This window comes from Flagellimonas sp. 2504JD1-5 (assembly GCF_053618295.1).
Genome location: NZ_JBSIOU010000001.1, coordinates 332,345 through 356,528, shown reverse-complemented (window position 1 = coordinate 356,528; position 24,184 = coordinate 332,345). Strand labels below are relative to the sequence as shown.

24 protein-coding genes are annotated in these 24,184 nt (G+C 39.5%); 14 read left to right on the top strand and 10 right to left on the bottom strand.

What is annotated here, in order from left to right; all coding sequences use genetic code 11:
- Positions 1-128 precede the first annotated feature (128 nt).
- The 3 genes from ACULLG_RS01585 to ACULLG_RS01575 all read left to right on the top strand — a co-directional run bounded on the left by ACULLG_RS01585 (position 129) and on the right by ACULLG_RS01575 (position 4,915).
- The gene (locus ACULLG_RS01585) at positions 129-2,888 is read left to right on the top strand and encodes a TonB-dependent receptor (RefSeq protein ID WP_452125013.1); all 2,760 of its coding nucleotides are present in this window, start codon (positions 129-131) and stop codon (positions 2,886-2,888) included.
- A 164-nt stretch (positions 2,889-3,052) separates the two neighbouring features.
- A complete protein-coding gene (atpD, locus tag ACULLG_RS01580) occupies positions 3,053-4,561 on the top strand; it encodes a F0F1 ATP synthase subunit beta (protein WP_452125012.1) in 1,509 nt (502 codons plus the stop codon).
- A gap of 75 nt (positions 4,562-4,636) precedes the next feature.
- Positions 4,637-4,915, top strand: coding sequence for a F0F1 ATP synthase subunit epsilon (locus tag ACULLG_RS01575; RefSeq protein WP_452125011.1), 279 nt, complete (start codon positions 4,637-4,639; stop codon positions 4,913-4,915).
- 97 nt (positions 4,916-5,012) lie between these two features.
- Here ACULLG_RS01575 and ACULLG_RS01570 read toward each other — a convergent pair whose 3' ends face one another.
- From ACULLG_RS01570 to ACULLG_RS01555, 4 genes are read right to left on the bottom strand one after another with little or no spacing between them, the layout of a single operon-like run.
- Entirely contained in the window at positions 5,013-5,228 is a 216-nt protein-coding gene (locus ACULLG_RS01570; RefSeq protein WP_452125010.1) for a helix-turn-helix domain-containing protein, read from the bottom strand.
- A 2-nt stretch (positions 5,229-5,230) separates the two neighbouring features.
- Positions 5,231-5,755: a DUF2975 domain-containing protein gene (locus ACULLG_RS01565; protein WP_452125009.1), complete on the bottom strand. Its 525-nt coding sequence runs from the start codon at positions 5,753-5,755 to the stop codon at positions 5,231-5,233.
- A 59-nt stretch (positions 5,756-5,814) separates the two neighbouring features.
- The gene (locus ACULLG_RS01560; RefSeq protein WP_452125008.1) at positions 5,815-6,342 is read right to left on the bottom strand and encodes an N-acetyltransferase family protein; all 528 of its coding nucleotides are present in this window, start codon (positions 6,340-6,342) and stop codon (positions 5,815-5,817) included.
- Complete coding sequence (locus tag ACULLG_RS01555) at positions 6,343-8,139, bottom strand: M61 family metallopeptidase (protein WP_452125007.1); 1,797 nt, start codon at positions 8,137-8,139, stop codon at positions 6,343-6,345.
- A 62-nt stretch (positions 8,140-8,201) separates the two neighbouring features.
- On the opposite strand from ACULLG_RS01555, the gene ACULLG_RS01550 reads away from it, so the two are divergent.
- From ACULLG_RS01550 to bioD, 3 genes are read left to right on the top strand one after another with little or no spacing between them, the layout of a single operon-like run.
- Positions 8,202-9,353: an aminotransferase class I/II-fold pyridoxal phosphate-dependent enzyme gene (locus tag ACULLG_RS01550; RefSeq protein ID WP_452125006.1), complete on the top strand. Its 1,152-nt coding sequence runs from the start codon at positions 8,202-8,204 to the stop codon at positions 9,351-9,353.
- Positions 9,350-9,733, top strand: coding sequence for a DUF2007 domain-containing protein (locus ACULLG_RS01545; protein ID WP_452125005.1), 384 nt, complete (start codon positions 9,350-9,352; stop codon positions 9,731-9,733). The genes ACULLG_RS01550 and ACULLG_RS01545 overlap by 4 nt, the downstream gene beginning before the upstream one ends.
- A complete protein-coding gene (gene bioD / locus ACULLG_RS01540) occupies positions 9,733-10,347 on the top strand; it encodes a dethiobiotin synthase (protein ID WP_452125004.1) in 615 nt (204 codons plus the stop codon). Before ACULLG_RS01545 ends, bioD begins: the two co-directional genes overlap by 1 nt.
- Here bioD and ACULLG_RS01535 read toward each other — a convergent pair.
- On the bottom strand, positions 10,339-11,823 hold the full coding sequence (locus ACULLG_RS01535; RefSeq protein WP_452125003.1) for an ArnT family glycosyltransferase: 1,485 nt from the start codon (positions 11,821-11,823) through the stop codon (positions 10,339-10,341). The genes bioD and ACULLG_RS01535 overlap by 9 nt on opposite strands.
- Before the next feature lie 52 nt (positions 11,824-11,875).
- Here ACULLG_RS01535 and bioA point away from each other — a divergent pair, with 52 nt between their 5' ends.
- The 4 genes from bioA (at position 11,876) to ACULLG_RS01515 (ending at position 16,480) form a co-directional block, all read left to right on the top strand.
- Positions 11,876-13,171 carry an adenosylmethionine--8-amino-7-oxononanoate transaminase gene (gene bioA / locus ACULLG_RS01530; RefSeq protein WP_452125002.1) on the top strand — a complete coding sequence of 432 codons (1,296 nt, stop codon included), beginning with the start codon at positions 11,876-11,878 and terminating at the stop codon, positions 13,169-13,171.
- 6 nt (positions 13,172-13,177) lie between these two features.
- A complete protein-coding gene (locus tag ACULLG_RS01525; protein WP_452125001.1) occupies positions 13,178-14,344 on the top strand; it encodes a beta-ketoacyl synthase N-terminal-like domain-containing protein in 1,167 nt (388 codons plus the stop codon).
- Positions 14,345-14,449: 105 nt separating this feature from the next.
- Positions 14,450-15,550, top strand: a complete 1,101-nt coding sequence (bioB, locus tag ACULLG_RS01520; protein WP_452125000.1) for a biotin synthase BioB — start codon at positions 14,450-14,452, stop codon at positions 15,548-15,550.
- A 60-nt stretch (positions 15,551-15,610) separates the two neighbouring features.
- Positions 15,611-16,480, top strand: coding sequence for a cupin-like domain-containing protein (locus ACULLG_RS01515; protein WP_452124999.1), 870 nt, complete (start codon positions 15,611-15,613; stop codon positions 16,478-16,480).
- A 41-nt stretch (positions 16,481-16,521) separates the two neighbouring features.
- Here the strand turns inward: ACULLG_RS01515 and ACULLG_RS01510 are convergent, their stop codons facing one another.
- The 3 genes from ACULLG_RS01510 to ACULLG_RS01500 all read right to left on the bottom strand — a co-directional run bounded on the left by ACULLG_RS01510 (position 16,522) and on the right by ACULLG_RS01500 (position 19,159).
- Positions 16,522-16,992, bottom strand: coding sequence for a regulatory protein RecX (locus ACULLG_RS01510; protein ID WP_452124998.1), 471 nt, complete (start codon positions 16,990-16,992; stop codon positions 16,522-16,524).
- Positions 16,993-17,045: 53 nt separating this feature from the next.
- Positions 17,046-18,593 carry an Rne/Rng family ribonuclease gene (locus ACULLG_RS01505; protein WP_452124997.1) on the bottom strand — a complete coding sequence of 516 codons (1,548 nt, stop codon included), beginning with the start codon at positions 18,591-18,593 and terminating at the stop codon, positions 17,046-17,048.
- 275 nt (positions 18,594-18,868) lie between these two features.
- The gene (locus ACULLG_RS01500) at positions 18,869-19,159 is read right to left on the bottom strand and encodes an HU family DNA-binding protein (protein ID WP_036380395.1); all 291 of its coding nucleotides are present in this window, start codon (positions 19,157-19,159) and stop codon (positions 18,869-18,871) included.
- A gap of 123 nt (positions 19,160-19,282) precedes the next feature.
- On the opposite strand from ACULLG_RS01500, the gene mutY reads away from it, so the two are divergent.
- Genes mutY through gldD form a run of 4 tightly spaced genes read left to right on the top strand, consistent with a single transcriptional unit; the run spans position 19,283 to position 22,698 of the window.
- Entirely contained in the window at positions 19,283-20,320 is a 1,038-nt protein-coding gene (gene mutY / locus ACULLG_RS01495; RefSeq protein ID WP_452124996.1) for an A/G-specific adenine glycosylase, read from the top strand.
- 23 nt (positions 20,321-20,343) lie between these two features.
- Positions 20,344-20,799 (top strand): single-stranded DNA-binding protein, encoded by a 456-nt coding sequence (locus tag ACULLG_RS01490; RefSeq protein WP_452124995.1) that lies wholly within the window; start codon positions 20,344-20,346, stop codon positions 20,797-20,799.
- 23 nt (positions 20,800-20,822) lie between these two features.
- Positions 20,823-22,151 carry a gliding motility-associated protein GldE gene (locus ACULLG_RS01485; protein WP_452124994.1) on the top strand — a complete coding sequence of 443 codons (1,329 nt, stop codon included), beginning with the start codon at positions 20,823-20,825 and terminating at the stop codon, positions 22,149-22,151.
- On the top strand, positions 22,141-22,698 hold the full coding sequence (gene gldD, locus ACULLG_RS01480) for a gliding motility lipoprotein GldD (protein ID WP_452124993.1): 558 nt from the start codon (positions 22,141-22,143) through the stop codon (positions 22,696-22,698). Before ACULLG_RS01485 ends, gldD begins: the two co-directional genes overlap by 11 nt.
- Before the next feature lie 10 nt (positions 22,699-22,708).
- On the opposite strand, the gene ACULLG_RS01475 is transcribed toward gldD, so the two are convergent.
- Positions 22,709-23,539: a DUF1963 domain-containing protein gene (locus tag ACULLG_RS01475; protein ID WP_452124992.1), complete on the bottom strand. Its 831-nt coding sequence runs from the start codon at positions 23,537-23,539 to the stop codon at positions 22,709-22,711.
- Positions 23,540-23,679: 140 nt separating this feature from the next.
- Positions 23,680-24,105, bottom strand: coding sequence for a hypothetical protein (locus tag ACULLG_RS01470; protein WP_452124991.1), 426 nt, complete (start codon positions 24,103-24,105; stop codon positions 23,680-23,682).
- Positions 24,106-24,184: the final 79 nt, after the last annotated feature.

Below are 24,184 nucleotides of genomic sequence, written 5' to 3'. Positions count from 1 at the left end.
TTTTTAGCAAAAAATTACTATGCATGCATAATTTTTTTCAATTTTGTGGTGAGCAAATGAAAAAAAATGTATCTTCCGACTCCAATACTTAGCAGATCTTTAAACTAATTAACTCAAATACAAAACTGATGAGAAGATTAATGATTGTTTCCCTCATGCTGTTTGGTGTTATCGCTTATGCACAGACCACAGTTCAGGGAAAAGTAGTTGACCAAAATAACGAACCCATACCAGGAGCAAACGTAATCTTGGTAGGAAAGGCAGAAGGAACCACTACCGATTTTGATGGAAATTTCACCTTTAATACTTCTGAACAACCCCCCTTTCAACTACGAGTTACAAGCATAGGATTTTCCGATTTCCTGGCTAGTGTAACCTCTAATAATCAAACCCTTTCCATTACCCTTTCCGAAGCATCAACAATTTTGGATGAAATCGTAATCTCCGCTTCGAGGACGCCGGAACGTATATTTGAATCCCCCGTCTCTGTTGAACGATTCGGATTGAAAGAAATAAAGAACACAACCGCGGAATCCTTTTATGGAGGACTACAAAACCTCAAAGGAGTCGACATTAATACCAACAGTTTAACCTTTCAATCGATTAACACCAGAGGTTTTGCCACTTTTGCGAACAATAGGTTTTTGCAATTGGTTGATGGAATGGACAACTCAGCTCCAGGTCTGAACTTCGTTTTAGGAAACCTTGTGGGTATGTCAGAATTGGAGGTGCAAAGTATCGAGATTCTACCAGGAGCGTCCTCCGCACTTTATGGAGCGGGTGCCTTCAACGGTATTTTATTTATGAACAGTAAAAGTCCATTTGATTTCCAAGGAATAAGTGCCTATGGAAAAACGGGAATAACTTCTCAAGTTGCTGCCGGAGACAATAATTATTATGATTTTGGAATAAGAGTGGCCCATGCCTTTAGTGATAAACTGGCTTTAAAAGCGAATCTGTCCTATTTAAAAGGTGAGGATTGGCATGCCGTGAACACTTTGGATTTGAACAATCCGGGAGCTGATCGAACCGACCCAAATTACAACGGGCTTAATGTATATGGTGACGAGGTTTCCACTTTACTGAATTTTGATGCCGCTGCAGGACTTCCAGCTGGCACGGTGGGGAGCGCACGGATTTCAAGGACAGGTTATGCGGAAAGTGACCTTTTGGATTATGATGCGGAAAGTGTTAAGACCGATTTCTCTATTTTCTACAGACCGTTTGCCGATGATTTTGAAATCATCTATAACGGAAGGGTAGGACGCGGAAATACCATCTATCAAGGAGCAAACCGATATTCCGTAAAGAACTTCATTCTTCAGCAGCATAAGTTGGAGTTTAGAAACAAAAATTTCTTCCTAAGAGGATACATCACCACTGAGAATGCAGGTGACTCATACGACACAAGATTTACTGCGATTAACGTAAATAGATTATGGAAAGATGATGTCCCATGGTTCACGGATTATGCCACCGCCTATATTCCAACCTTCTTAGCAGGAATTCAGCAAGGAGGATTAACAAGGGAGCAAGCTTCGGTCGCTGCCCATGCCGCAGGCAGGCAGTTGGCAGATACAGGTAGATTAATTCCTGGCACACCTGCATTCCAGAGTGCGTTCAATACCGTTACCAACGATGGGGATTTAACAACCGGGGCAAAGTTTATCGACAACACCAAGTTCCGCCATATCAATGGTAACTATAATTTGGCACATTTGATTGACGATTGGGCTGATTTACAGATTGGAGGATCTTACAGACAATACGAATTGAATTCAGGAGGTACCATTTTCACGGATTCAGATGGTCCTATTAAATATAATGAATATGGCGCCTATGTTCAGCTTCAAAAAAAGCTTTTGGACGATCGATTGAAATTTACAGGATCCGCTCGTTACGACAAAAATGAATTCTTTGATGGCTTTGTTTCTCCTAGACTTTCATTGGGATATACAGCTGGTGAAAAGAGAAACCATAATATTAGGATATCGGCCCAGCAAGGTTTTAGAAACCCAACCACGCAGGATTTGTTCATTGGATTGAACGCCGGTGCAGCAATTTTGGTTGGATCAGCCCCTTCCAACTTGGATCGCGATGTTAGAACATTTAACGTGAGTCAAAGTGGACAGGGTGTTATAGGTAGATCTACAGTAGACATTACTGGTAGAGCAGCCTATGAAAATGCTTTCTCATTGAATTCCGTTCAAACAGGTGCCCCTACAGCTGTAAACACACCTCTTATCAAACCAGAGGAAATTACAGCTCTGGAAGCTGGGTATAGAGGTCAAATTGGGAAATTCACCATAGATTTGAGCGGGTACTACAATAGCTATAAGGATTTCATTGCCAATGTCACCGTATTGGTTCCCTTTTATGGTACCGCAGGAGACGGAGCGTTATCACTACTTGCGCTTCAAAATGGAGATTTTCAAGCCTACCAGACGTATACCAATTCATCTGTGGACATTAACTCCTATGGAGGTACAGTTGGAGTGGACACAAAACTTGGAAATTTCGACCTAGGTGTTAACTATACGTATGCTGAATTGGATTTTGATGAAGCAAGGTTCCCAGATTTCAGAACAAACTTTAACACTCCAAAACATAAGGTAAAAGCCTCTTTCGGAAATACGGAACTATTCAAAAACTTTGGGTTTAACGTTAACTACAGATGGAGCGACAGCTATTTCTGGGAAGCATCTTTTGCTGACGGCGACGTACCAGCCTATACTGTGTTGGATGCGCAAATCAATTATTCCGTACCTAGCATCAAATCAGTTTTCAAGGCTGGTGGATCTAACCTTTTAGGCGATGAATACTTTACTGCGGTGGGTACAGGTAATATAGGATCTATCTATTACGTTTCATGGACAATTAATCCATAGACAAGAAGTAAAAAGAAATTACAAAAGCATCGAAAATTTCGATGCTTTTTTTGTTGCTAAAAAAACAAATTTTAAGTTTCTTATTACAAACTGAATAGTATATCTTTGCAGCCGGAAAAAAAGCAGTTTTTTCCTCACGTATTCAATTAAAAATAAACACAGTAATGTCTAAAGTTACAGGTAAGGTTGCCCAGATTATTGGCCCGGTCATTGACGTTGAGTTTGAGTCGGGAGTTGAAATCCCAAAAATTTACGATTCCCTTGAAATCAATAAAGCCGACGGAACTAAGTTGGTGTTGGAAGTTCAATCCCATATAGGTGAAAACACGGTAAGAACCATTTCCATGGATTCGACCGATGGTTTGAGCAGGGGTGTTGATGTCCATGCTACCGGAAGTGCAATTCAAATGCCAATAGGTGAGGACGTTTACGGAAGATTGTTCAATGTAATCGGAGACGCTATTGATGGTATGGAAAACCTGCCAAAAACTGGCGACAACGGATTACCAATCCACAGAGAAGCTCCAAAATTTGAAGACCTTTCAACTTCTACAGAAGTGTTGTTTACTGGAATCAAGGTTATCGATTTGATTGAGCCTTATGCAAAAGGTGGTAAAATTGGATTGTTTGGTGGTGCTGGGGTTGGTAAAACCGTATTGATTCAGGAATTGATCAACAACATTGCAAAAGGACACGGTGGTCTTTCTGTATTTGCCGGTGTTGGTGAAAGAACACGTGAAGGAAACGATTTGCTTCGTGAGATGTTGGAATCTGGTATTATCAAATACGGGGACGATTTCTTACACTCTATGGAAGAAGGTGGATGGGATTTATCCAAAGTGGATAAAAAAGCGATGAAAGAGTCCAAAGCGACATTCGTTTTCGGACAGATGAACGAACCTCCTGGTGCACGTGCACGTGTGGCCCTTTCTGGATTGACCATTGCTGAATATTTCCGTGATGGTGCCGGTGATGGACAAGGAAAAGACGTTCTTTTCTTCGTAGATAACATTTTCCGTTTTACACAAGCTGGTTCTGAGGTGTCGGCACTTCTAGGACGTATGCCATCTGCGGTGGGTTACCAACCAACTTTGGCTACAGAGATGGGTGCGATGCAGGAAAGAATTACATCGACAAAGAGAGGTTCCATTACATCTGTACAGGCGGTTTACGTTCCTGCGGATGACTTAACGGATCCTGCTCCTGCAACTACGTTTGCTCACTTGGACGCAACTACCGTACTTTCACGTAAGATTGCTGAGTTGGGTATTTATCCTGCTGTGGATCCATTGGATTCTACTTCAAGAATTTTGACCCCGGAGATTTTAGGAAAAGATCATTATGCATGTGCGCAGCGCGTAAAAGAGTTGTTGCAACGCTATAAAGAACTTCAAGATATTATTGCCATCCTTGGTATGGAAGAACTTTCCGAAGAGGATAAATTAGCAGTAGGTAGAGCAAGAAGGGTACAGCGTTTCTTGTCACAACCTTTCCATGTTGCCGAGCAGTTTACCGGTATCCCTGGGGTATTGGTAGATATTAAAGATACCATCAAAGGATTCAACATGATTATGGACGGTGAACTAGATCACCTACCAGAATCTGCCTTCAACCTTAAAGGGAGCATTCAAGATGCTATTGAGGCAGGTGAGAAAATGTTGGCTGAAGCGTAAATAGTACTGAGTGATTAGTAGTGAGTAATTAGAAATTCTCAGTACTTTTTTCTCAATACTCAATACTTTGAAAAAATGTATTTAGAAATTGTATCACCAGAAGCCACTTTGTTTGCGGGAGAAGTTACCTCGGTTACTGTCCCAGGAATCAATGGCGAATTTCAAATGTTGGAGAACCACGCACCTATTGTTTCCTTATTGCAAGAAGGGGCTGTTAAAGTGCAGGGAGATATCACTATTGAAGAAGATTTTCAAAATAAGTTTTCCAAAGGCGCAAATGGGGAAACTGTTTTATCCATTTCTAGTGGCACCATTGAAATGAAGGATAACAAAGTTATTGTATTGGCAGATTAGTCAATTCAAACATATAGATTAAAAAGCCGCGGTCACCGAGCGAAGTCGAAGTGCAGCGGCTTTTTTATTTTCAGAAGTCAATGTCCCTTTGAGGGGACTATAGGGGTGTCACTTCTAGATATTCCAAAATATCTGCCGGTTGACAGTCCAGTTCTTTACAGATAGCTTCCAAAGTTGAAAAGCGAATTGCCTTGGCTTTTCCTGTTTTGAGTATGGAAAGGTTGGCCGTGGTAATCCCAATTTTTTTTGCCAACTCATTACTTTTCATCTTGTTTTTGGCAAGCATTACATCTAGGTTCACAATTATGGGCATAACTAGACAGTTAAATCGTTTTCTTCTTTCAAGTTCTTAGCTTTTTTAAAAATTTCGGCAAGAATGTAGAACCCTAAACCACACGGAATAAGTAACATTAGCTCATTACGTGCTTCCTGAAATACATTGAAGGTTGACTTTTCTATTGCGACCAACAGACACTTTAAAACAACAATATTGATGGCATAGGTAATAAAGATCCTACCAATCTTCTTAAAATGGGAAATGATCTTGTCGCCAAAATAATTTCCCTCTTCAACCTCATTTAATATAGAGACAAAATAAGTAAAGCCATAGATAAGATAGCCCCTAAAAAAGAATATCATGGCACTAACTGCATAGTAGCTCCACTCAATTGCGTTTTGGGAAGTAAACCAATTTTCATTTTTGTCAGCCGTCCTGCTCCAGTTAAGAAATGATTCAAACCGGTTCCAATTAAAATCACGCAAATCATTTAACAAGATTGCCACGGAAGATAGCAGTACTCCATAAATGATTATTTTAAGGATATAGGTGTTGTCTTTCATAAAATTATTGTTTAACGATAACAAATATACAGTAATTATTGAAAAACAATAATAATTTATCATAAAACGATTAACAACCAATCCTTCCCATCCGAACTATACCTTTTTAGCTCGATAAAACCAATAGCTTCGTGAGCTTTTATGGATCTATGATTTTTGGCATCCACCTCAGTAATGATAGAGTCAAAACCATCAGGTAATTTTTCCTTCATGGTTTCATAGAGTCTTCGGAAAAGACCTTTGCCTCGATGCGATTTGGCTACACAAACCTGTCCCATGACCATATAGTTGCTTTTACCCTTTACAACTTGGTTGATCTCATGGAACATAGGTTTTAAGACTTCAATACTTTCTGCAAATTTTGGATGCATACAAAGCGCGTAGGCAATCACTTTTTCATGATCCAATGCGATGATGTGTCCACATACATCATTCATTTCTTTTAGGATGGGCAAGGAATGCTCCACCGTTAAAAAACCTTCCAATTCCTTTTCATTAGCGGTAAGATTCTTGGGAAGATTTTGTTGTTGCAACTCAAGAATTTGCTCAAGATGATCCGTTGTTGAAGCCTGTGTAAAGTGTATCATCTATTCACTTTTGAGCCACTCCTTTCGCATTTTTAACATTTTGGCAGAAGGTTTCTGCGCCGCATCCTCCATCAGGTTTATGGAATAATTCGGGCTTGGTTCCAAGATCAACGGGGCTGTTTTAGTATTTCCAAATCGAGAGAAATTAACGTCTAGGGATTCACCTTGCGTAAATTGCTTTAAGTAATCTGCAAAATTTTGTCCAATAATAAATGGGATATTGTTGATGTTGGAAATAGCATCACCTTGGGCTAAACCTGCCTTATAAGCAGGGCTCCCAATTTTTGGATTACTACGAACGATAGCTTTTGTGCCATCATCACTTATGGAAACTGAAGCGCCAAAATATAGACTTTCACCATCTTGCTTCAAGCTAACCCCAACGGATTCGAAAAGTGAAACGTAATCCGGCATTCCACTTTTATAGATAAATTCATTGAAAAAGTTATCTCCAAAATATTTCCCGGCATATTCATTGAGGAGTTCATGTAAATTTTGGATGGTATACGGAATTTCGTTTTTACCGTGGCGTTGCCAAACCAACTTCATATAATCATCGAGATTCAGTCCTTCTCGTCTCAAAGACAAATCCAAGGCCAATCCCAAAACACTGCCATAGGAATAATAGGAAATAAAGGTGTTTTCACGATTTACAGGGTCAACCGAAGTAGCAGCATCAACAAAAGGAGCTTGATAACTCATTTCAATGGGATTGAAAAACTGACGTGCCGGAGAGGTCCAAACATAATTAAACCCACCAGCAAGTCCTTCCACATACTCTTTTGGAGAAATAAGTCCTGCCCTGCACAGAATTAAGTTTGTGTAGTAACTGGTAAACCCTTCAGCAAACCAAAGTGCCCCGCTCATGTCGGTAGCTTCAAAATCAAAAGGTTCCAAACTTTTGGGACGAATTCGCTCTACGTTCCAAGCATGAAAAAACTCATGGGAAACAGTACCAAGGTTGCGACTCATCCCTCCGTTGGCCAGACTTCGGGTACTTGTCAAAATTGTCGAATTCCGATGTTCCATCCCATCACCAGATGCATTGGAAATATAACATGCCAGAAAGGTATAGGTATCGTAATCGAAATTTGGGAGCTCGCCATACACCTCTTTTTGTTCCAGAACGGTCTTTTTTACGCTTTCAAAATATTCATCCGCCTCTGCTTCGGTTCCATTATGGTGTAGAGCCAGTTGTATTATCTGTCCAGCCAATTCAAAAGATTTCAGGGTAAAATCACTGATTTCGGTCGGGCTGTCCATAAAATAGTACAGGTTTGGCGCCATATGTGTTGAACCCGAAACCAAGGGTAGTTGTGTGGCGACTTTCCAGTTTAAATCCTCACGAACATCAAAATTCACCTCTATTTTTCGCTCACCCAATTCGGGAACATACATAAACGTTGCAGGGATGTTCAAATGGGCATGCGTTTCATCAATTTGGGAATATGTGCCATCTCCGCGATTGGCAAAAAGGATATATTGTATATTCACGGTTCCATCATGACCCGTTATTTCCCACTCATAGGGATTAGGTCGATGTACTTTTAATCGATTTCCGTTACCATCGGTGGCTTTAAATCCATAGACATTTTTGGCAAATTCATGCAGGGCATAGCGACCCGGCGAAGTTCTACTCATGCGCAATGCAACGGTATCCATTTTCAAGTCTGGAAAAGTTGCCTCAATGACGGCTTCGTGGTGCACGGCATTTTCAAATGATATTTTGTAGGTGTTGGTTTGACCCAATGCAATGCAAGTAAAAATCAAGCTTAAAAAAGTAAATGGGGTTTTCATCCTTCAATAGTTTATTGGGAACGAATATAATGTTTAAGGATAGTAAATACTAAATTTGCCATATGGCGAAATTTCCCAAGAAGCTCGAGCAAAAATTGGAAAAAAGGAGAGCAGACAATGCTTTACGGAAACTTCCGGAATCACATGTCTTGATTGACTTTTCTTCCAATGACTATTTAGGGTTGGCCAATAATTTTGAGTTGAGCGAGTCGACCGATGAACTATTGAATCTAAGTCAATTGCACAAAAACGGCTCTACTGGGTCTCGCCTTTTAAGTGGCAATCATACTTTGTATACTGACCTGGAAGAATTTTTGGAAAGTTACCATAGGTCAGAGTCGGCCTTGGTATTTAACTCAGGGTATGATGCCAATATTGGCTTTTTTTCCTCTGTTCCGCAGCGGGGAGATATCATTTACTATGACGAATTAGTGCATGCCAGTATCCGAGATGGTATTAAAATGGGCAATGCCAAAAGCTACAAGTTCAGTCATAATGATATAGAGAAATTGTCAAAGGTCATAGAGCGAAGTCGAAATGACCTGGTCGAGGACTCTGAAATCTACATCGTCACAGAATCTGTTTTTTCGATGGACGGAGATTCTCCAGATTTGGAATTATTGGCCAATTTTTGCGCTGAAAACGGATATCATTTGATTGTTGATGAGGCCCATGCCACGGGAATTTTTGGGGATGGCCGAGGATTAATTGCTCAATTGAATATTGAGAAAGATGTATTTGCACGAATTATTACCTTCGGTAAAGCGCTGGGTAATCACGGAGCTGCTGTTTTATGCAGTGAAGAGCTAAAAACATATCTGGTCAATTTTTCGAGGAGCTTGATTTATACTACAGCACTTTCTCCGCATACCATTGCCTCGGTTTTGGTTGCATATAGTTATATGATGAAGTATGGTGAAATACAACGTAAAAAACTAAGATCCAATATTGATTATTTTAAGGAACAGATTCAATTATTGGGGTTGGCAGATAGTTTTATTCCAAGTGGCTCTCCGATTCATTGTTTCGTGGTGCCCGGAAACCAAAAAGTAAAGCAATTGTCCGAGCAACTTCATGAAGCAGGGTTTGATGTGAAACCCATTCTATCCCCAACGGTAAAGGCAGGGCAGGAACGACTTCGATTTTGTTTACATTCGTACAACACAAAAGCAGAGATAGCGAACTTACTTCAAATAGTTAAAACACATATATGAGCAAAGATTTGGTGACATTGGGAAGTTTTGAATTCTTGGCAGATGTTCAAATCATCAAGGGGCGTCTTGAAGCTGAAGGGATAGCGGTGGTTTTAAAAGATGAAAACACTGTAAGTGTGGAGCCTTTTGCAAGCAATGCTTTGGGAGGTATAAAATTGCAAGTATATAGCTCTGATCAGGAAAAAGCGCAGGTTATTTTCAATGAGGTACGCAATTATGCTGTAGATGAAAATGGGATTCTTATTAAGTGTCCTAACTGCGGGCAGAGCAAATCCGAAGTGCACTTTTTGAGAAATACCATCTTTTATAAGCTCTTTCCCTTTTTTGAACCTAGAAAATACCGCTGTACCAACTGTAATTTTATTACAAAACCCCAATAATGAGAGTTTTTATTACCGGAATTTCCACAGAAGTCGGCAAAACAATCGCTTCAGCAATAGTTGTTGAAGCACTTGAGGCAGACTATTGGAAACCTATTCAAGCTGGGGATTTGGATAATTCGGATAGTCACAAGATTCAAGACTTGATTTCCAATAATAAGAGTACAATTCATAAGAACAGCTATGCCCTGAACACCCCCATGAGTCCGCATGCAGCTGCGGAAATTGATGGTATAACTATAGAATTGGATAAAATTGTGCCTCCTCAGACTAAGAACCATCTGGTTGTCGAAGGCGCCGGCGGATTGTTGGTCCCACTAAATGATAAGGATACCATTTTTGATTTGATTCAACCGAATGACAAAGTCATTGTGGTATCGAGACATTATTTGGGCAGTATTAACCATTCCCTTTTGACCATTGAAAAACTTCAGGAAAAAAACCTGGAAATTGGAATTATTTTTAGTGGTGATGAACATGAAACCACTGAAAGTATCATTCTTCAAAAAACAGGAGTCACTTTTTTAGGAAGAATCAATGAAGAAGAAGGTTTCGACAAAGAAACGGTCAAAAAATATGCTGAACAATTCAAAGCGACGCTTAACTCATTCTAATCGCTGATAAATCAAACCCCTATCAATGGTTTTGATCAATGTATAATGATTGGCAAGATATGCATCTATGTAAGTATTGAATTCAGGTAGTTTTTTGTCAAAAATTCGCTTGCCTTTTCGGGCCACAATGGTTTGTGGCCTTATATCCTCCAGGATATACTTCAACTCTTCAATACCGGTCTTTCTTGGGTTTTTCATATAGGGGAAAAGTTCCTCTCGGGCAATGCTACTAGGGTGGGTTGCCGCCATGGTGGGAGGATGCTCTCCCAATACCCAATACCCAATATGGTATTCCGTAAAAAAGATGTTTTTGGTTTCGATGTTGTTTTCAACAATATACTTGGGAACATCAATGCCTTCGCCGTTAAAGAAAGAACCTTTTTCCAACTTGTTGGTAATTACATTGGCATATTCCAAATAAGCTTCCATGGGAAGTAGAACCAGTAAAAAAGCGATAATAATAGAATATGTCTCCTTTAAAGATGGTAGCTTGCTTAATGCAATTCCAACAGGAATCAGGATAAAGGGATATAACTGAATCAAATAGTGTCCGTTTACCTTTCCTGCTTGAATGAACGAGATCATAACTCCTGCAAAAACCATTAAAAGTACTTGAATTGGCACTGATTTATAATTGACCAAGCCTTTCTTGAATGTGAAATAAAAGAAAGCCAAAGCAAATAGTAGAAAAGGAAGGGTTTTTAAGGGAGAGTGATATTTGGAACTAGAGTATGCAATAGGAGCTACAAAAATAGATTCCCACCATATAAGTAGTTCACCTTGCATATAATAGGGAAGCGCAGTCAAAACAACAAGCATCGTAAACCCTATCCCCATGAAAACCAACCGTTGAAATTTATGCCAAAACTGTCTTTTTATGGAGGCTCCCCAAATCAGATAAATCACCAATGAAAGTAACGGGTAGGCCATATTCAATTTGGACATTACGGACAATCCAAAAAGAATTCCTATCAACAAATACCAGCCCTTACTCTCTTTTGAGAGTAAAAGATATATACCCATTACAAAAAATAGCGTACAGATATGCTCGGACATAACTCCTTGCAAACTTCCAAACAGACTTAGCAGGAACACGCAAAAAACAGCACACCAAAAACTTACCTTTTGAGTGGTGACCCATCTTCCGATGCCATACGTGAATAAGGCGGTCAGTGCTACAAGAATGACCCCAAAAAATCGGATAGCGATAAAACTTTTACCGAATACTTTGATAATCGATGCGAAAAACAAAAAGGTAATCGGAGGTTTTAAATCCCAAAGTTGGGTGTAGGGCAAATAACCATCCACCCATGATTGTGCCATAATAATAAAGGTGCTTTCATCACGATCCACATAGTCCCGAAAGAAAAAAGGAAACCGGATGAAGAAAGCGATCAAAAACAGAATCAGGAAAACTGTTTTCCAGTTTAGGGTTTGATAATTGGGGGTAAAATATGAAATGGCTTTTTTAAGCACGGTTGGCAAAGAGTTTTTTGCGTTTTATTAGCATCTTTGCAAGATAGATAAATTGAAACATTTGACTAATCCAGTTGTATTGGAAAAATTATCGGATAGGGATAAAAAACATCTTTGGCATCCGTTGACCCAACACAAGACTCATCCGGAGATGTTGGCCATAGCTAAAGCTAAAGGTGCTTTGCTTTTTGATGAAGACGGCAAGGAATACATTGATGGCATTGCATCTTGGTATACTTGCATGTATGGCCATTGCCACCCGTACATCCTGGAAAAGGTAGGAGCGCAGATGCAACTATTGGACCAGGTTGTTTTTAGCGGATTTACCCATGAACCTGCTGTTAAACTCTCGGAAGCGTTGATTAAGATTCTTCCCGAAAATCAGCAGAAACTCTTCTTTTCGGATAACGGTTCTACCGCTACGGAAATCGGGATTAAAATGGCTTTGCAATACCATTTTAATAAAGGCGAAAGGCGCAATGCTCTATTGGCCTTCGAAGAAGGATTTCATGGAGACACCTTTGGTGCTATGTCTGTTTCTGGACTTTCCGTGTACAATGGTCCTTTCGAAGATTTCTTTATTTCGGTGGAAAGAATACCGGTTCCTACAACAGAAAACTTAGAAGCTGTTTTAGCTCAAATAAAGTCAAGATTGGAGGATAATGACATTGCTGGATTTATCTATGAACCTTTGGTTCAAGGAGCTGCGGCCATGAAAATGCATGATGCAGATGGACTTGATCAAATTTTGGCATTGTTGAAAGCACATAACGTACTCACAATTGCCGATGAGGTCATGACTGGGTTTGGCAAAACAGGAAAACACTTTGCATCTGACCATATAACAACCAAACCTGACATTATCTGCCTTTCCAAGGCGTTGACGGCTGGATTGGTCCCGATGGGACTGACCACATGTACCGAAAAAGTATACCAGGCCTTTTATAGCGACGATATTTCCAAGGGGTTATTTCATGGACATACCTATACAGCAAATCCTTTGGCCTGTGCCGCCGCTTTGTCGGCTGTTGAATTGCTGCAAACAGAGGAAATCCAAAATAATATTCAAAACATTATCCGATGGCACCAAGAATTTGATGCCAAAATCAAAAATCACCCTAAGGTGGCTGAGACACGTCAGCTCGGAGTCATTTATGCCTTGGATTTAGATGTAAAGATGGAACGTTATGGTAACCTAAGAGATAAATTGTTTAAACATTTTATGGACAATGGTGTGTTTCTTCGCCCATTGGGAAACACTGTTTATATTTTGGCACCATTTATTACGTCCAAAGCACAAATGGATAAGATTTACTCAACCATCCAATCGGCCTTGGAAATTGTATAGCTCTATATGTTGAAAGAACCCATTTCCATAACCGCCTTGTCTTCTATTTCGGCATTAGGAAGTACCGCTGCGGAAGTTTGGGACTCCTATTTGGATGCAGACCATGTTTTGTCCGAAATCAATGTTGCAGGACAGCAAGTTTGGGGCTCTCAGCTTTCAGATGATATTAAATTTTCACTTCAAAAGTTAAGAAATGAGGATTCTAAGTATGCAGCTTTGGATGAAACGGTACTTTTTGCCATATATGCTGCTCGGGAGGCAGTCGAAAAAGCAGGTTGGAACGATTCAGATAATTTTGGGGTCAATATAGGTTCATCAAGAGGGGCAACAGCACTCTTTGAAAAATATCACAAGGAGTATTTAACGAATGGAAAATCATCAACATTGTCGTCCCCGACCACAACTTTGGGAAATATATCTTCATGGGTTGCCCATGATCTAAAAACCAAAGGACCTGAAATTTCGCATTCCATTACTTGCTCCACGGCACTGCATGCCATGCTAAATGGAATCGCTTGGATTCAAAGCGGAATGACGGACAAGTTTTTAGTAGGAGGAAGTGAAGCTCCGCTAACGCCATTTACCATTGCACAAATGCAGGCCTTAAAAATATATTCCAAACAAACGGGAAAATTCCCATGTAAGGCTCTTGACTTAAAAAAGAAACAAAATACCATGGTTCTCGGAGAGGGAGCTGGGATGGCCTGTTTGGAAAAAGGTGAAAAACCCAATGCCCTGGGACTTATTGAAGGAATTGGCTACGCCACAGAACCTTTGGAACATAATATTTCTATATCAACAGATGCCCAGTGCTTTCAAGACTCCATGAAAATGGCCCTTGGCAACATAAGTCCTGATGAGGTTGATGTAATTGTGATGCACTCGCCTGGTACTGTAAAGGGAGACCTATCTGAATTTAGAGCCATCCAGAATGTTTTTGGAAACAATCTACCGTTAGTTACAACCAATAAATGGAAAGTAGGTCACACCTTTGGTGCTTCTGGAATTTTGAGTATACAAATGGCTCTATTAATGCTGCAGCAGCAAACCTTTGTAGCAACTCCGTTTTTAGCACAAGAAGTAAATAGGCCAATACAAAAAGTGATGATCAATGCTGTAGGATTTGGCGGGAATGCGGTAAGTATCCTAGTGGGAAATTCTAAACGCAGTTAATTTATGCTGGCTGGTGATAATTTCCATCACCTTTTCTTTTTAAGGTGAATTATTACAGCATTTTAGGAATTAGGGCTATTTTTGACCTTGAAATCGATTTAACCCATGATTGCACCAAGACACAACTGGACCAAAGAAGAGATTTTGGACATCTACAATAAGCCGTTGATGGAATTGTTATATGATTCGGCAACAATTCATAGAGAACATCATGATCCTAACACGGTACAAGTCTCCACTTTGCTATCCATTAAAACAGGAGGGTGTCCTGAGGATTGTGGGTATTGTCCACAAGCAGCAAGATATCATACCGATATTGAAGGCAATGACCTAATGACCGTACAGCAAGTAAAGGCACAGGCACTTCGTGCAAAGTCTTCCGGTAGCTCAAGAGTATGTATGGGGGCGGCATGGCGAAATGTAAAGGATGGTCCTGAGTTTGACCAAGTTTTGGAAATGGTACGTACCATCAATAAATTGGATATGGAAGTGTGCTGTACTTTGGGCATGTTGACGGAAAATCAAGCAAAAAGATTGGCGGAAGCCGGACTTTATGCTTACAATCATAATTTGGACACTTCAGAGGATTATTATAAAGATGTGATTTCTACCCGCGCTTTTGAAGACCGTTTGGAAACTATTGATAATGTGCGAAAGAGTAATGTCACGGTTTGTAGTGGTGGAATCATTGGAATGGGTGAAGCCTTGGAAGATCGTGCGGGAATGCTTGTAGCTTTGGCATCGCTTAACCCACAACCAGAATCTGTTCCAATAAATGCTTTGGTGGCCGTTGAAGGTACTCCGATGGAAGCTATGGAGCCAGTTTCCATTTGGGAGATGATCAGAATGGTGGCCACAACCCGTATTGTGATGCCTGAAACCCAGGTGCGGTTGTCTGCAGGAAGAACCGACATGAGTCGTGAAGGACAGGCCATGTGCTTTTTTGCTGGGGCGAATTCCATTTTTGCTGGAGATAAACTACTGACTACACCAAATCCCGATGTGAATGAGGATATGGAAATGTTTAAACTTTTGGGCTTGAATCCCCAAAAGCCTTTCACTAAAATTTCGCAACCTAAAACCGTTGAAGCCAAAGATTCAGAGCTTCAGCCTTTGGGTGAAAAACCAAAATGGTCAAGACCTGAGCACACCATAGATCGTAATGAGGCGGCCAAGCAAAAATCCAAACTAGTTTCCAAAGAATAGGACTACAAAAGCTGTTTAAAAACCTTTTATTATTTTAGTTGTTTCAAAATCATTGAAATTTTGCAGCTTAACCTTGACCAAATTCCGCGGGAAAAAACACTTTCCAGGAAAGATTTCGTCCGCAAGTATTTTAAACCTCAAAAACCAGTGGTCATTGAACACTTTATTGAGGATTGGCCAGCATATTCAAAGTGGAACCTTGATTATATAAAGGAAATCGCTGGGGATAAAACCGTTCCGCTGTACGATGATAGACCTGTAAAACATGATGAGGGTTTCAATGAGCCCCATGCCAAAATGAAAATGCGGGACTATATAGACCTTCTAAAAAGCAAGCCTACAAAATACCGCATATTTCTATGGAATGTTTTGAAAGAGGTTCCCATACTTCAAAAGGATTTTAAATATCCCGATTTTGGACTTCGTTTAATGAAAGGTTTGCCCATGCTCTTCTTTGGAGGAAGCAATTCGCATACGTTTATGCATTATGATATTGATTTGGCCAATATCTTTCATTTTCATTTTGAAGGCAAAAAACAATGTATCCTTTTTTCGCAATCCGAGACCAAATTCTTGTATAAGATCCCTCATTCTCTTATTACTAGGGAAGACATTGATTTTGCCAATCCCGATTTGGAAAGATGGCCGGCCTTAAAACATGCCAAGGGTCATGTTGCGCAATTGGAGCATGGTAATGTGCTTTATATACCCGAAGGGTATTGGCACCATATGAAATACATTACGCCTGGATTTTCTATGAGCTTGAGAGCAATACCACGAAAACCTCAAAACTTTGGAAAGGCTGTCTATAACATCTTTTTCATGCGGCATTTTGACAATCTTATGCGTCGATTAAAAGGGCAAAAGTGGATTGATTGGAAAAATGAAAGGGCAATTGCCCGAACCAATCGTTTGTTACTTCAGAAATAAAATTTGGTATTGGTCAGGTTAAGCGTAGACGTGACTTATATTCAGCACAGTTCCTTCAATTTCTCGTAGACCAGATTGCTCTCCCATCCACGATAGAGGAGATAATCTGCAAGTTTCTTCTTTTTCTTTTGAACATTGGTTTCCTGGATTTGGGACAGTCGTTTAAGTGCGAGTTGATCTAAAGTATTCAAATAATCTTCTTCGTCTATTTCCTTTAATGCAATCTTAATGTTGAATACTGAAATTTGACGTTGTTTCAACTCATTTACAATTCTATTTTTACCCCATTTTTTAATGGAAAACTTGCCTCTGGCAAAGCTTTTGGCGAAACGCTCCTCGTTCAAGTAATTTTCTTGGATAAGATGTGCCATAATTTGATCAATGGCCTCGGGAATCATACGCATGTCCCTTAGCTTTCCCAGCACTTCTTTATGACATCGATCTTGATAGGCGCAATAACGCTCCATTTTTTTTTTTGCTTCGGTAAGGGTGTAGGATTTGGAAGAATACATTTTTCAAATATATAAAACAAAAAAAGCGACTCCATTGCTGAAGTCGCTTTGTATTATCTAATTGTTCTACCGTCTTTGTTTTTAAAACGATATTCTAGGTAAGTGTAGGCATCCCTTGGTTGGATTTTTATCCATTTTTTATGCTCCAAAAACCATTTGAAGCGCTGTGATGGAAATCCTTGGTTTAGGTATGCTGCAATAAAAGGATGAATGTTCAAAATAATACCATTATCCTTTTGGTTACCTTTCATGATTCGCTCTAAGTCAACGTTGATTTTATCTATCAAAACAATTGGAGCTTCCACTTCGGTGCTTGAACCGTTAGGGTTTTCCTCGCTCGTTTTGATGTTCATTTCGGGACGGACTCTCTGCCTTGTAATTTGTACCAGTCCAAATTTACTTGGAGGTAAAATTTTGTGTTTGGCACGATCGTCTTTCATTTCATCCCTCAGATGATCAAAAAGCTTTCTTCTGTGATCGCCTTTGGTCATATCGATAAAATCTACAACGATAATCCCACCCATATCACGAAGCCTAAGTTGACGTGCAATTTCCGAGGCAGCCAATAGGTTTACCTCTAAAGCAGTGTCTTCTTGGTTTTTGGCCTTGTTGGAACGGTTACCACTGTTTACATCTATTACATGTAACGCTTCGGTATGTTCTATTACAAGGTATGCTCCTTTGCTCATGGAGGCCGTTCGGCCAAAAGAGGTTTTTATTTGACGTTCAATTCCGAACTTTTCAAAAATGGGAGCAGATCCAGAGTAATGTTTTACTATGGATTCTTTTTGGGGTGCGATCTCATGCAAATAATCCTTGATTTGATTAAACAAGGTTTCATCATCTACATGAATTCCTGTAAAGGAATCGTTGAAAACATCCCTTAATATTGATGAGGCTCTATTAAGCTCTATCAACACTTTGGACGGATGGGATGCTTTTTGCAGTCTCCTGCACATCTTCATCCATTTGGATGTCAAATTCTGAAGATCTTTGTCCAGTTCTGCAACTTTCTTGCCTTCTGCAACGGTACGGATAATTACACCAAATCCTTTGGGCTTAATACTCTTTACAAGTCGTATTAGCCTGTCTTTTTCTTCTTTGCTTCCTATTTTTTGTGATACGGAAACACGGTCCGAAAAGGGAACCATTACCAAATAACGCCCGGCCAGTGAAAGCTCGGAGCTTATTCGCGGTCCTTTGGTGGAGATGGGTTCTTTTACAATCTGTACCAATAATGACTGATTGGCCTTAATAACTTCGTTAATACTGCCATTCTTGTCTATATCTTTTTCAAATGGAAAATCTTTAAGGGAATAATCTTTTAGCTTCCCTGTTCTAACTTTTTTTATGAATTGCAACATGGAGGACAATTGCGGGCCAAGGTCATGATAGTGCAGGAATGCATCTTTTTCATAACCTACATTAACGAATGCCGCATTTAGGCCAGTGACCGGCTTTCTGATCTTAGCCAGGAATATGTCACCAACAGAAAAGTTGTTGTCGTCCTCATCTTTGTGTAATTCAATGAGTTTTCCATCCTTTAGTAAGGCAAAATCGACTGCATCAGGACTAGATCTAACGATTAATTCTCTATTCACCTGAATCGATTTTAATTTATTCCACTTTATTATTTAGTAAGAATAAATGATTAAACAATATATAGAATCGGTTTCTGATAAACCGATTGAAATTCTTTACTTGAATCTCTATGTCAAAGAACGTAGGTGTGTAAAATGAAAAAGTAGTTGCAACAACTACTTTTTCTTGTGTCGGTTAGCTCTTCTGCGCTTTTTACGCTTGTGGGTAGCTACCTTATGTCTTTTTCTTTTTTTACCACTCGGCATATGGCTCTTCCTTTAGTGTTAGTTATATTTTATTTTACTTGAACGTTGCTTTTTACACCTTCAACAAAAACCTTGGCAGGTTTAAATGCAGGTATATTGTGTGCTGGAATTTTAATGGTAGTGTTTTTTGAAATGTTTCTACCTGTTTTTTCCGCTCTCGTCTTAATGATAAAGCTTCCAAAACCTCTTAAATAAACATTATCTCCATTCTCCAAGGACGATTTAACCTCCTCCATAAAAGATTCTACAGTCGCTTGTACGTCTCCTTTTTCTATACCTAGTTTTTCTGAGATTCTAGTTACAATATCTGCTTTCGTCATTTCGTATTATTATTTTCTTATTTTTTTAGGCTTGCAAATATAAAAATTAAAATTAATCTTTTGTTTAAACCCTTTAATTTTAAGTATATAAACTGATACATTTGGTCCTTAGTATTTTCTTGAATGACTTTTTCCGAGCATATTCTAAAATGGTATGGCGAGCACAAGCGCGATCTTCCTTGGAGGGCAACCAAAGACCCCTATAAAATTTGGCTTTCCGAAATTATGCTGCAACAAACCCGGGTGGAACAGGGAACACCATATTATTATAAGTTCATAGCCGCTTTTCCGACCGTTTTTGAACTTTCGAAGGCAAAAGAAGAACAAGTTTTGAAGTTGTGGCAAGGGCTGGGATACTATTCCAGGGCAAGAAATCTTCATGCCACGGCCAAAACGATCGTTGATACCTACAATGGACAATTTCCCAACACCTATAGTGAACTAATTAAGTTAAAAGGAGTTGGAGATTATACCGCTAGTGCAATAGCATCCATCTGTTTTAATGAACCTGAACCTGTGGTGGATGGTAACGTTTATCGAGCGCTGTCAAGGTATTTTGGTATAGAAATACCAATTAATAGCTCCGCTGGTATCAAATATTTCAAGGAACTGGCAAGGGAAGTAATGCATCCGGCAAACATTCGGGACTATAACCAGGGAATAATGGAATTTGGGTCAATACAATGCGCTCCTAAAAACCCAAACTGTGGGCATTGCCCTTTAAATCTAAGCTGTGCGGCACTCCAGAAGAATAAGGTGACTGACCTCCCCGTTAAAATCAACAAGACCAAGATCAAAGACAGATATTTTAATTATATGGTCTTTTTGGATGTGGAAGGAAATACTTTATTGGAAAAAAGGATGGGAAAGGGCATTTGGCAAAACCTATATCAATTTCCTTTATTGGAGTCGGAAAAAATACTTGATTTGGAGAGTTTGAAGGATGCATTGTGCCAAAAAAAACAGTGGCCAAGCTTTCAGAAAATTGTACTTCACAATAACAAACCTATAATTCATAAACTATCGCACCAACACCTATATACCCAGTTTTGGATTTTGGATTCTTCAGGAATATTAAATGATGGGATTTCATGGAGCAAAATCACCTCTTTTGCCGTTCCAGTTTTGATTGCTGATTTCATCAAGACATTTAAAATTTAGTACTTTTGATTAATTAAAAAATTATGAGCGGTACATTAAACAAAGTAATGCTGATCGGGCATTTGGGAGACGAGGTAAAAACACACTATTTTGAAGGAGGAGGATGCATCGGACGTTTTCCTTTGGCGACCAATGAAACGTATACCAATAGACAAACAGGCGAAAAAGTCACAAATACAGATTGGCACAATATTGTGGTACGAAACAAAGCTGCCGAAATTTGCGAAAAGTACTTAAGCAAAGGCGATAAAGTTTATGTAGAGGGAAGATTGAAAAACAGACAATGGCAAGGTGAAGACGGCAACACAAGGTACACTACAGAGGTGCATGTACAGGATTTTACCTTTCTTTCAACCAAAAAGGAAAGCATGGCCAATGCGCAACAAGCTCCGGTCGCAACACCTCAGCAAGAACCAGCAAAACCTTCCGGTCCAGAATCGGTTGAAGAAGTAGAACAAGATGATGATTTACCATTCTAAAAAGTAAGTTTAAACCATAGAATTTGGATCCCGAACCCTATTGTTTGGCAATTTTCTTGACCACCTTCAGCGGCATATTCACCATTAAAGTGATTGTGCTTTTACTCCTTTTGGTTTGTTCAGCTCTGATTTCAGGTGCGGAGGTAGCGCTATTCGGACTCTCCCAAACCGATTTGAACGAACTTGAGGAAAATGACTCTCCAAGAGGCCGTTTGATTGTTAAACTGCTTGCGAAACCCAAAAAACTGTTGGCCACGATCTTGATTGCCAACAATGCTATAAACATTGGCATAGTGTTGTTGTTCAGTACTATTGGCAATACCATTTTCTCTGAAATTGACCAGACTCTTTTTGGAATTGTTTCTGTTCGATTTTTGTTGGAGGTCATTGTTGCAACTTTTCTTATTCTAATGTTTGGTGAAATACTACCAAAGATTTATGCCAATCGCAACAAGATTCAGTTCTCGAACTTCATGGCCATGCCGCTAAAATTATTGAGTGTTATGTTCACTCCTTTTAGTTCACCAATGAGTTCTGCCACTGGCTTTCTTCAAGAGAAACTGGGAAGACAAAAATCCAATTTGAGCGTAGATCATTTGTCGCAAGCGCTGGAGTTGGCCTCTGAAGGGGACACTACTAAGGAAGAACAGAAAATTTTGGAGGGAATAGTCACTTTTGGCAATACCGATACCAAACAAGTAATGCGTCCACGTATCGATATTTTCGCACTTAATGAGCAGATGAAATTTCTGGAGGTGCTTGAAGAGATCAAAAAAAATGGCTACTCCAGGATTCCGGTTTTTTCGGAGAACATGGACAACGTTCTTGGAGTGTTGTACGTAAAGGATCTGCTTCCATATATAGATCGAAAAAGTTTCAACTGGATGTCATTGATTAGGGAACCTTATTTTGTTCCCGAGAACAAAAAACTGGATGACCTGCTATTGGAATTTCAAGATAAAAAGAATCATTTGGCAGTGGTGGTGGATGAATATGGAGGTACTTCGGGCATTGTAACCTTGGAAGACATTATTGAAGAAATTGTTGGGGATATTAGTGATGAATTTGATGATGAAGACCTGATTTTTTCCAAATTGGATGACCATAATTACGTGTTTGACGGGAAAACTACGCTGAAAGACTTTTATCGGGTGGTAAAGATTGAAGATGAAGAGGAGTTTGAGAATCAAAAAGGGGAATCAGAGACCATTGCAGGCTTTATTTTGGAAATTTCAGGGAATTTTCCCAAACGCGGAGAAAAAGTACACTTTAAAAATTACCAGTTTGTAGTAGAAAGTCTGGACAAGAAAAGGTTGAAACGCATAAAAGTTACCCTACCCCATGAAACGTAATATATCTATCTGTTTGATTTTGACCATGCTCTTCGTTGGATGCAAAGAAGAGATGTTACCAAAGCCCAAGGCGATGTTGAGACTCGATTATCCCGAGCCCACATATAAAGAAATCAGCGAGGATTGTGATTATGTTTTCGAAATCAATACCATGTCGACGATAAAAGAAAACAAGGATTGTTCTTTGGTGTTGGACTATCCAATGATGAAGGGCTCCATTTTTCTTACCTATAAAAAAGTGGATGGTAATATCCGGGAACTATTGATAGATGCCCAAAAACTCACCTATGAGCATGTTGTGAAAGCGGATGGCATAGCGCCCAAAGAATATATCAATAGCGATGCGCAAGTTTATGGAATGTTTTACGAAGTACGTGGGAATGCTGCTTCGCAATCACAGTTTTATGTCACGGATAGCACTGACCACTTTGTGACCGGCTCCCTGTATTTTTATGCCAAACCGAATTTCGATTCCATACTTCCAGCAGCGGCCTACCTTCAAAGTGATATCCGAAGGATAATGGAAACCCTGCGTTGGAAAGAGTGATAAAATCCTTTTAAGTACCCGAATAGATACAAACAATTTGCCCGTTTAAATCCTTGGTCACGTCCAAAGGACTTTGCGTAGCAAAAAAGTTGAGGTTGCCCTCTCCATAATCCATACAAAAAAGAGTATCGTAGAATGGGTCATAGGTGACATATCCGCCTTCACCGTCCTCGTCTTCAAAACCCTCTTCATCCTCATATCCACCACCGTATTCATCCTGCCAAAAGCGGGGCTCGCCGAAAATAAAGTTATTGATTAAGTAGTGATTATTAAAATCAGGGCAGATTTTGATCTTATCACCCAAATCGGTTTCCAGTGCTTTAAAAAGTTCTTGGCGTTTATCACCAAGGAGCTCTTCATAAATGTCTTCCCTTAAGACTGTAAATTGGTCGTTTTTGTCAAAATGTATGGTAACAGCATTTTTCATAGCGGATTCCATACCATATGGCATTTCTTCTTGCTCAGGATATGGAGTTACCTTTAATTCTTCTGTTGGGCCATTGTAGTAAAAGCATTTGGCATTGCAAAAATCATCTGTAAACAAGTAAATGATGCCCGTCTCTGGAATTATCGAATATTTTTCTTGGTAAGGTTTTAATTCGGAACAATTGAATTGGGCAGTAAATTCACATCCTTCTGGAAATTCAATGGAATCTGGCAGATGGGGTAACCCATAAATTTTGGATGCTCCCAATGGAACTTTGTGTTCATCTTTTATTGGTGTTTTGGAATATGCTAGATAATTGTGCAGCGCTTCTCCAAGTTTTCCTGAATGTTCGTCTAACTTATTGGTTTTTAGAAATTCATCGAGAATCTGTTTTGATTGTTTGTAAGGTGACATAGGTACATTTTTAGATTACTTTCGATGAAAGTAAAAAGTAACCTAAATGCCATGGCCCTCAATTGACTTATCACGTATTTGGATTGACCAATGCTACGCAAGACCAATGTTGTCGGAAAACTTTCCTATTAAAAATTAGGTTATTCTTTGGTCAGGAGTGCTTCTGCTTTTTCAATACTGGAGTTGATCTGTTCACGAAGTGCTTTCACCTTTACCTCTTCTTCGTTCAACCATTGTTGCTTTTCCTCAGTCAAGGCTTTTCCTTCCAAAATTTCATCAGAATCAAAACGCAGGCCAAAATCACGCATCCAATCCATCATGGATCTATTGGCAGCCTGTAGATCTTTCATAGCAACTTCATATTGTTGGCCGGAGGCTGTGGTGTCCACCTTGCTCTTCAATTCACCAACAAGTTTCCCCAATTTGCCCATTTTTGGCATCACTTCATCATGAATGGCCATGACCTGTTCCATTTGGGTTGGGCCTTCAGAGGCCTTCTTTTCTTGTTTACAGGAAGCAACAAATAACATTATAGCACAAACAGAAAGAATAAGATGTTTATTCATAATCGTTTTTTTTCAAAGGTAAAATTATTCCAAAAGAAAAGCCTCTCATAAAAGAGAAGCTTTTCCAATAAATCATTCG

Excerpts from the sequence above, each read along its gene's own strand:
- ACULLG_RS01585 (WP_452125013.1), top strand. The coding sequence starts at position 129 with ATGAGAAGATTAATGATTGTTTCCCTCATGCTGTTTGGTGTTATCGCT.
- atpD (WP_452125012.1), top strand. The coding sequence starts at position 3,053 with ATGTCTAAAGTTACAGGTAAGGTTGCCCAGATTATTGGCCCGGTCATT.
- ACULLG_RS01575 (WP_452125011.1), top strand. The coding sequence starts at position 4,637 with ATGTATTTAGAAATTGTATCACCAGAAGCCACTTTGTTTGCGGGAGAA.
- ACULLG_RS01570 (WP_452125010.1), bottom strand. The coding sequence starts at position 5,228 with ATGCCCATAATTGTGAACCTAGATGTAATGCTTGCCAAAAACAAGATG.
- ACULLG_RS01565 (WP_452125009.1), bottom strand. The coding sequence starts at position 5,755 with ATGAAAGACAACACCTATATCCTTAAAATAATCATTTATGGAGTACTG.
- ACULLG_RS01560 (WP_452125008.1), bottom strand. The coding sequence starts at position 6,342 with ATGATACACTTTACACAGGCTTCAACAACGGATCATCTTGAGCAAATT.
- ACULLG_RS01555 (WP_452125007.1), bottom strand. The coding sequence starts at position 8,139 with ATGAAAACCCCATTTACTTTTTTAAGCTTGATTTTTACTTGCATTGCA.
- ACULLG_RS01550 (WP_452125006.1), top strand. The coding sequence starts at position 8,202 with ATGGCGAAATTTCCCAAGAAGCTCGAGCAAAAATTGGAAAAAAGGAGA.
- ACULLG_RS01545 (WP_452125005.1), top strand. The coding sequence starts at position 9,350 with ATGAGCAAAGATTTGGTGACATTGGGAAGTTTTGAATTCTTGGCAGAT.
- bioD (WP_452125004.1), top strand. The coding sequence starts at position 9,733 with ATGAGAGTTTTTATTACCGGAATTTCCACAGAAGTCGGCAAAACAATC.
- ACULLG_RS01525 (WP_452125001.1), top strand. The coding sequence starts at position 13,178 with ATGTTGAAAGAACCCATTTCCATAACCGCCTTGTCTTCTATTTCGGCA.
- bioB (WP_452125000.1), top strand. The coding sequence starts at position 14,450 with ATGATTGCACCAAGACACAACTGGACCAAAGAAGAGATTTTGGACATC.
- ACULLG_RS01510 (WP_452124998.1), bottom strand. The coding sequence starts at position 16,992 with ATGTATTCTTCCAAATCCTACACCCTTACCGAAGCAAAAAAAAAAATG.
- ACULLG_RS01500 (WP_036380395.1), bottom strand. The coding sequence starts at position 19,159 with ATGACGAAAGCAGATATTGTAACTAGAATCTCAGAAAAACTAGGTATA.
- mutY (WP_452124996.1), top strand. The coding sequence starts at position 19,283 with ATGACTTTTTCCGAGCATATTCTAAAATGGTATGGCGAGCACAAGCGC.
- ACULLG_RS01490 (WP_452124995.1), top strand. The coding sequence starts at position 20,344 with ATGAGCGGTACATTAAACAAAGTAATGCTGATCGGGCATTTGGGAGAC.
- gldD (WP_452124993.1), top strand. The coding sequence starts at position 22,141 with ATGAAACGTAATATATCTATCTGTTTGATTTTGACCATGCTCTTCGTT.
- ACULLG_RS01475 (WP_452124992.1), bottom strand. The coding sequence starts at position 23,539 with ATGTCACCTTACAAACAATCAAAACAGATTCTCGATGAATTTCTAAAA.
- ACULLG_RS01470 (WP_452124991.1), bottom strand. The coding sequence starts at position 24,105 with ATGAATAAACATCTTATTCTTTCTGTTTGTGCTATAATGTTATTTGTT.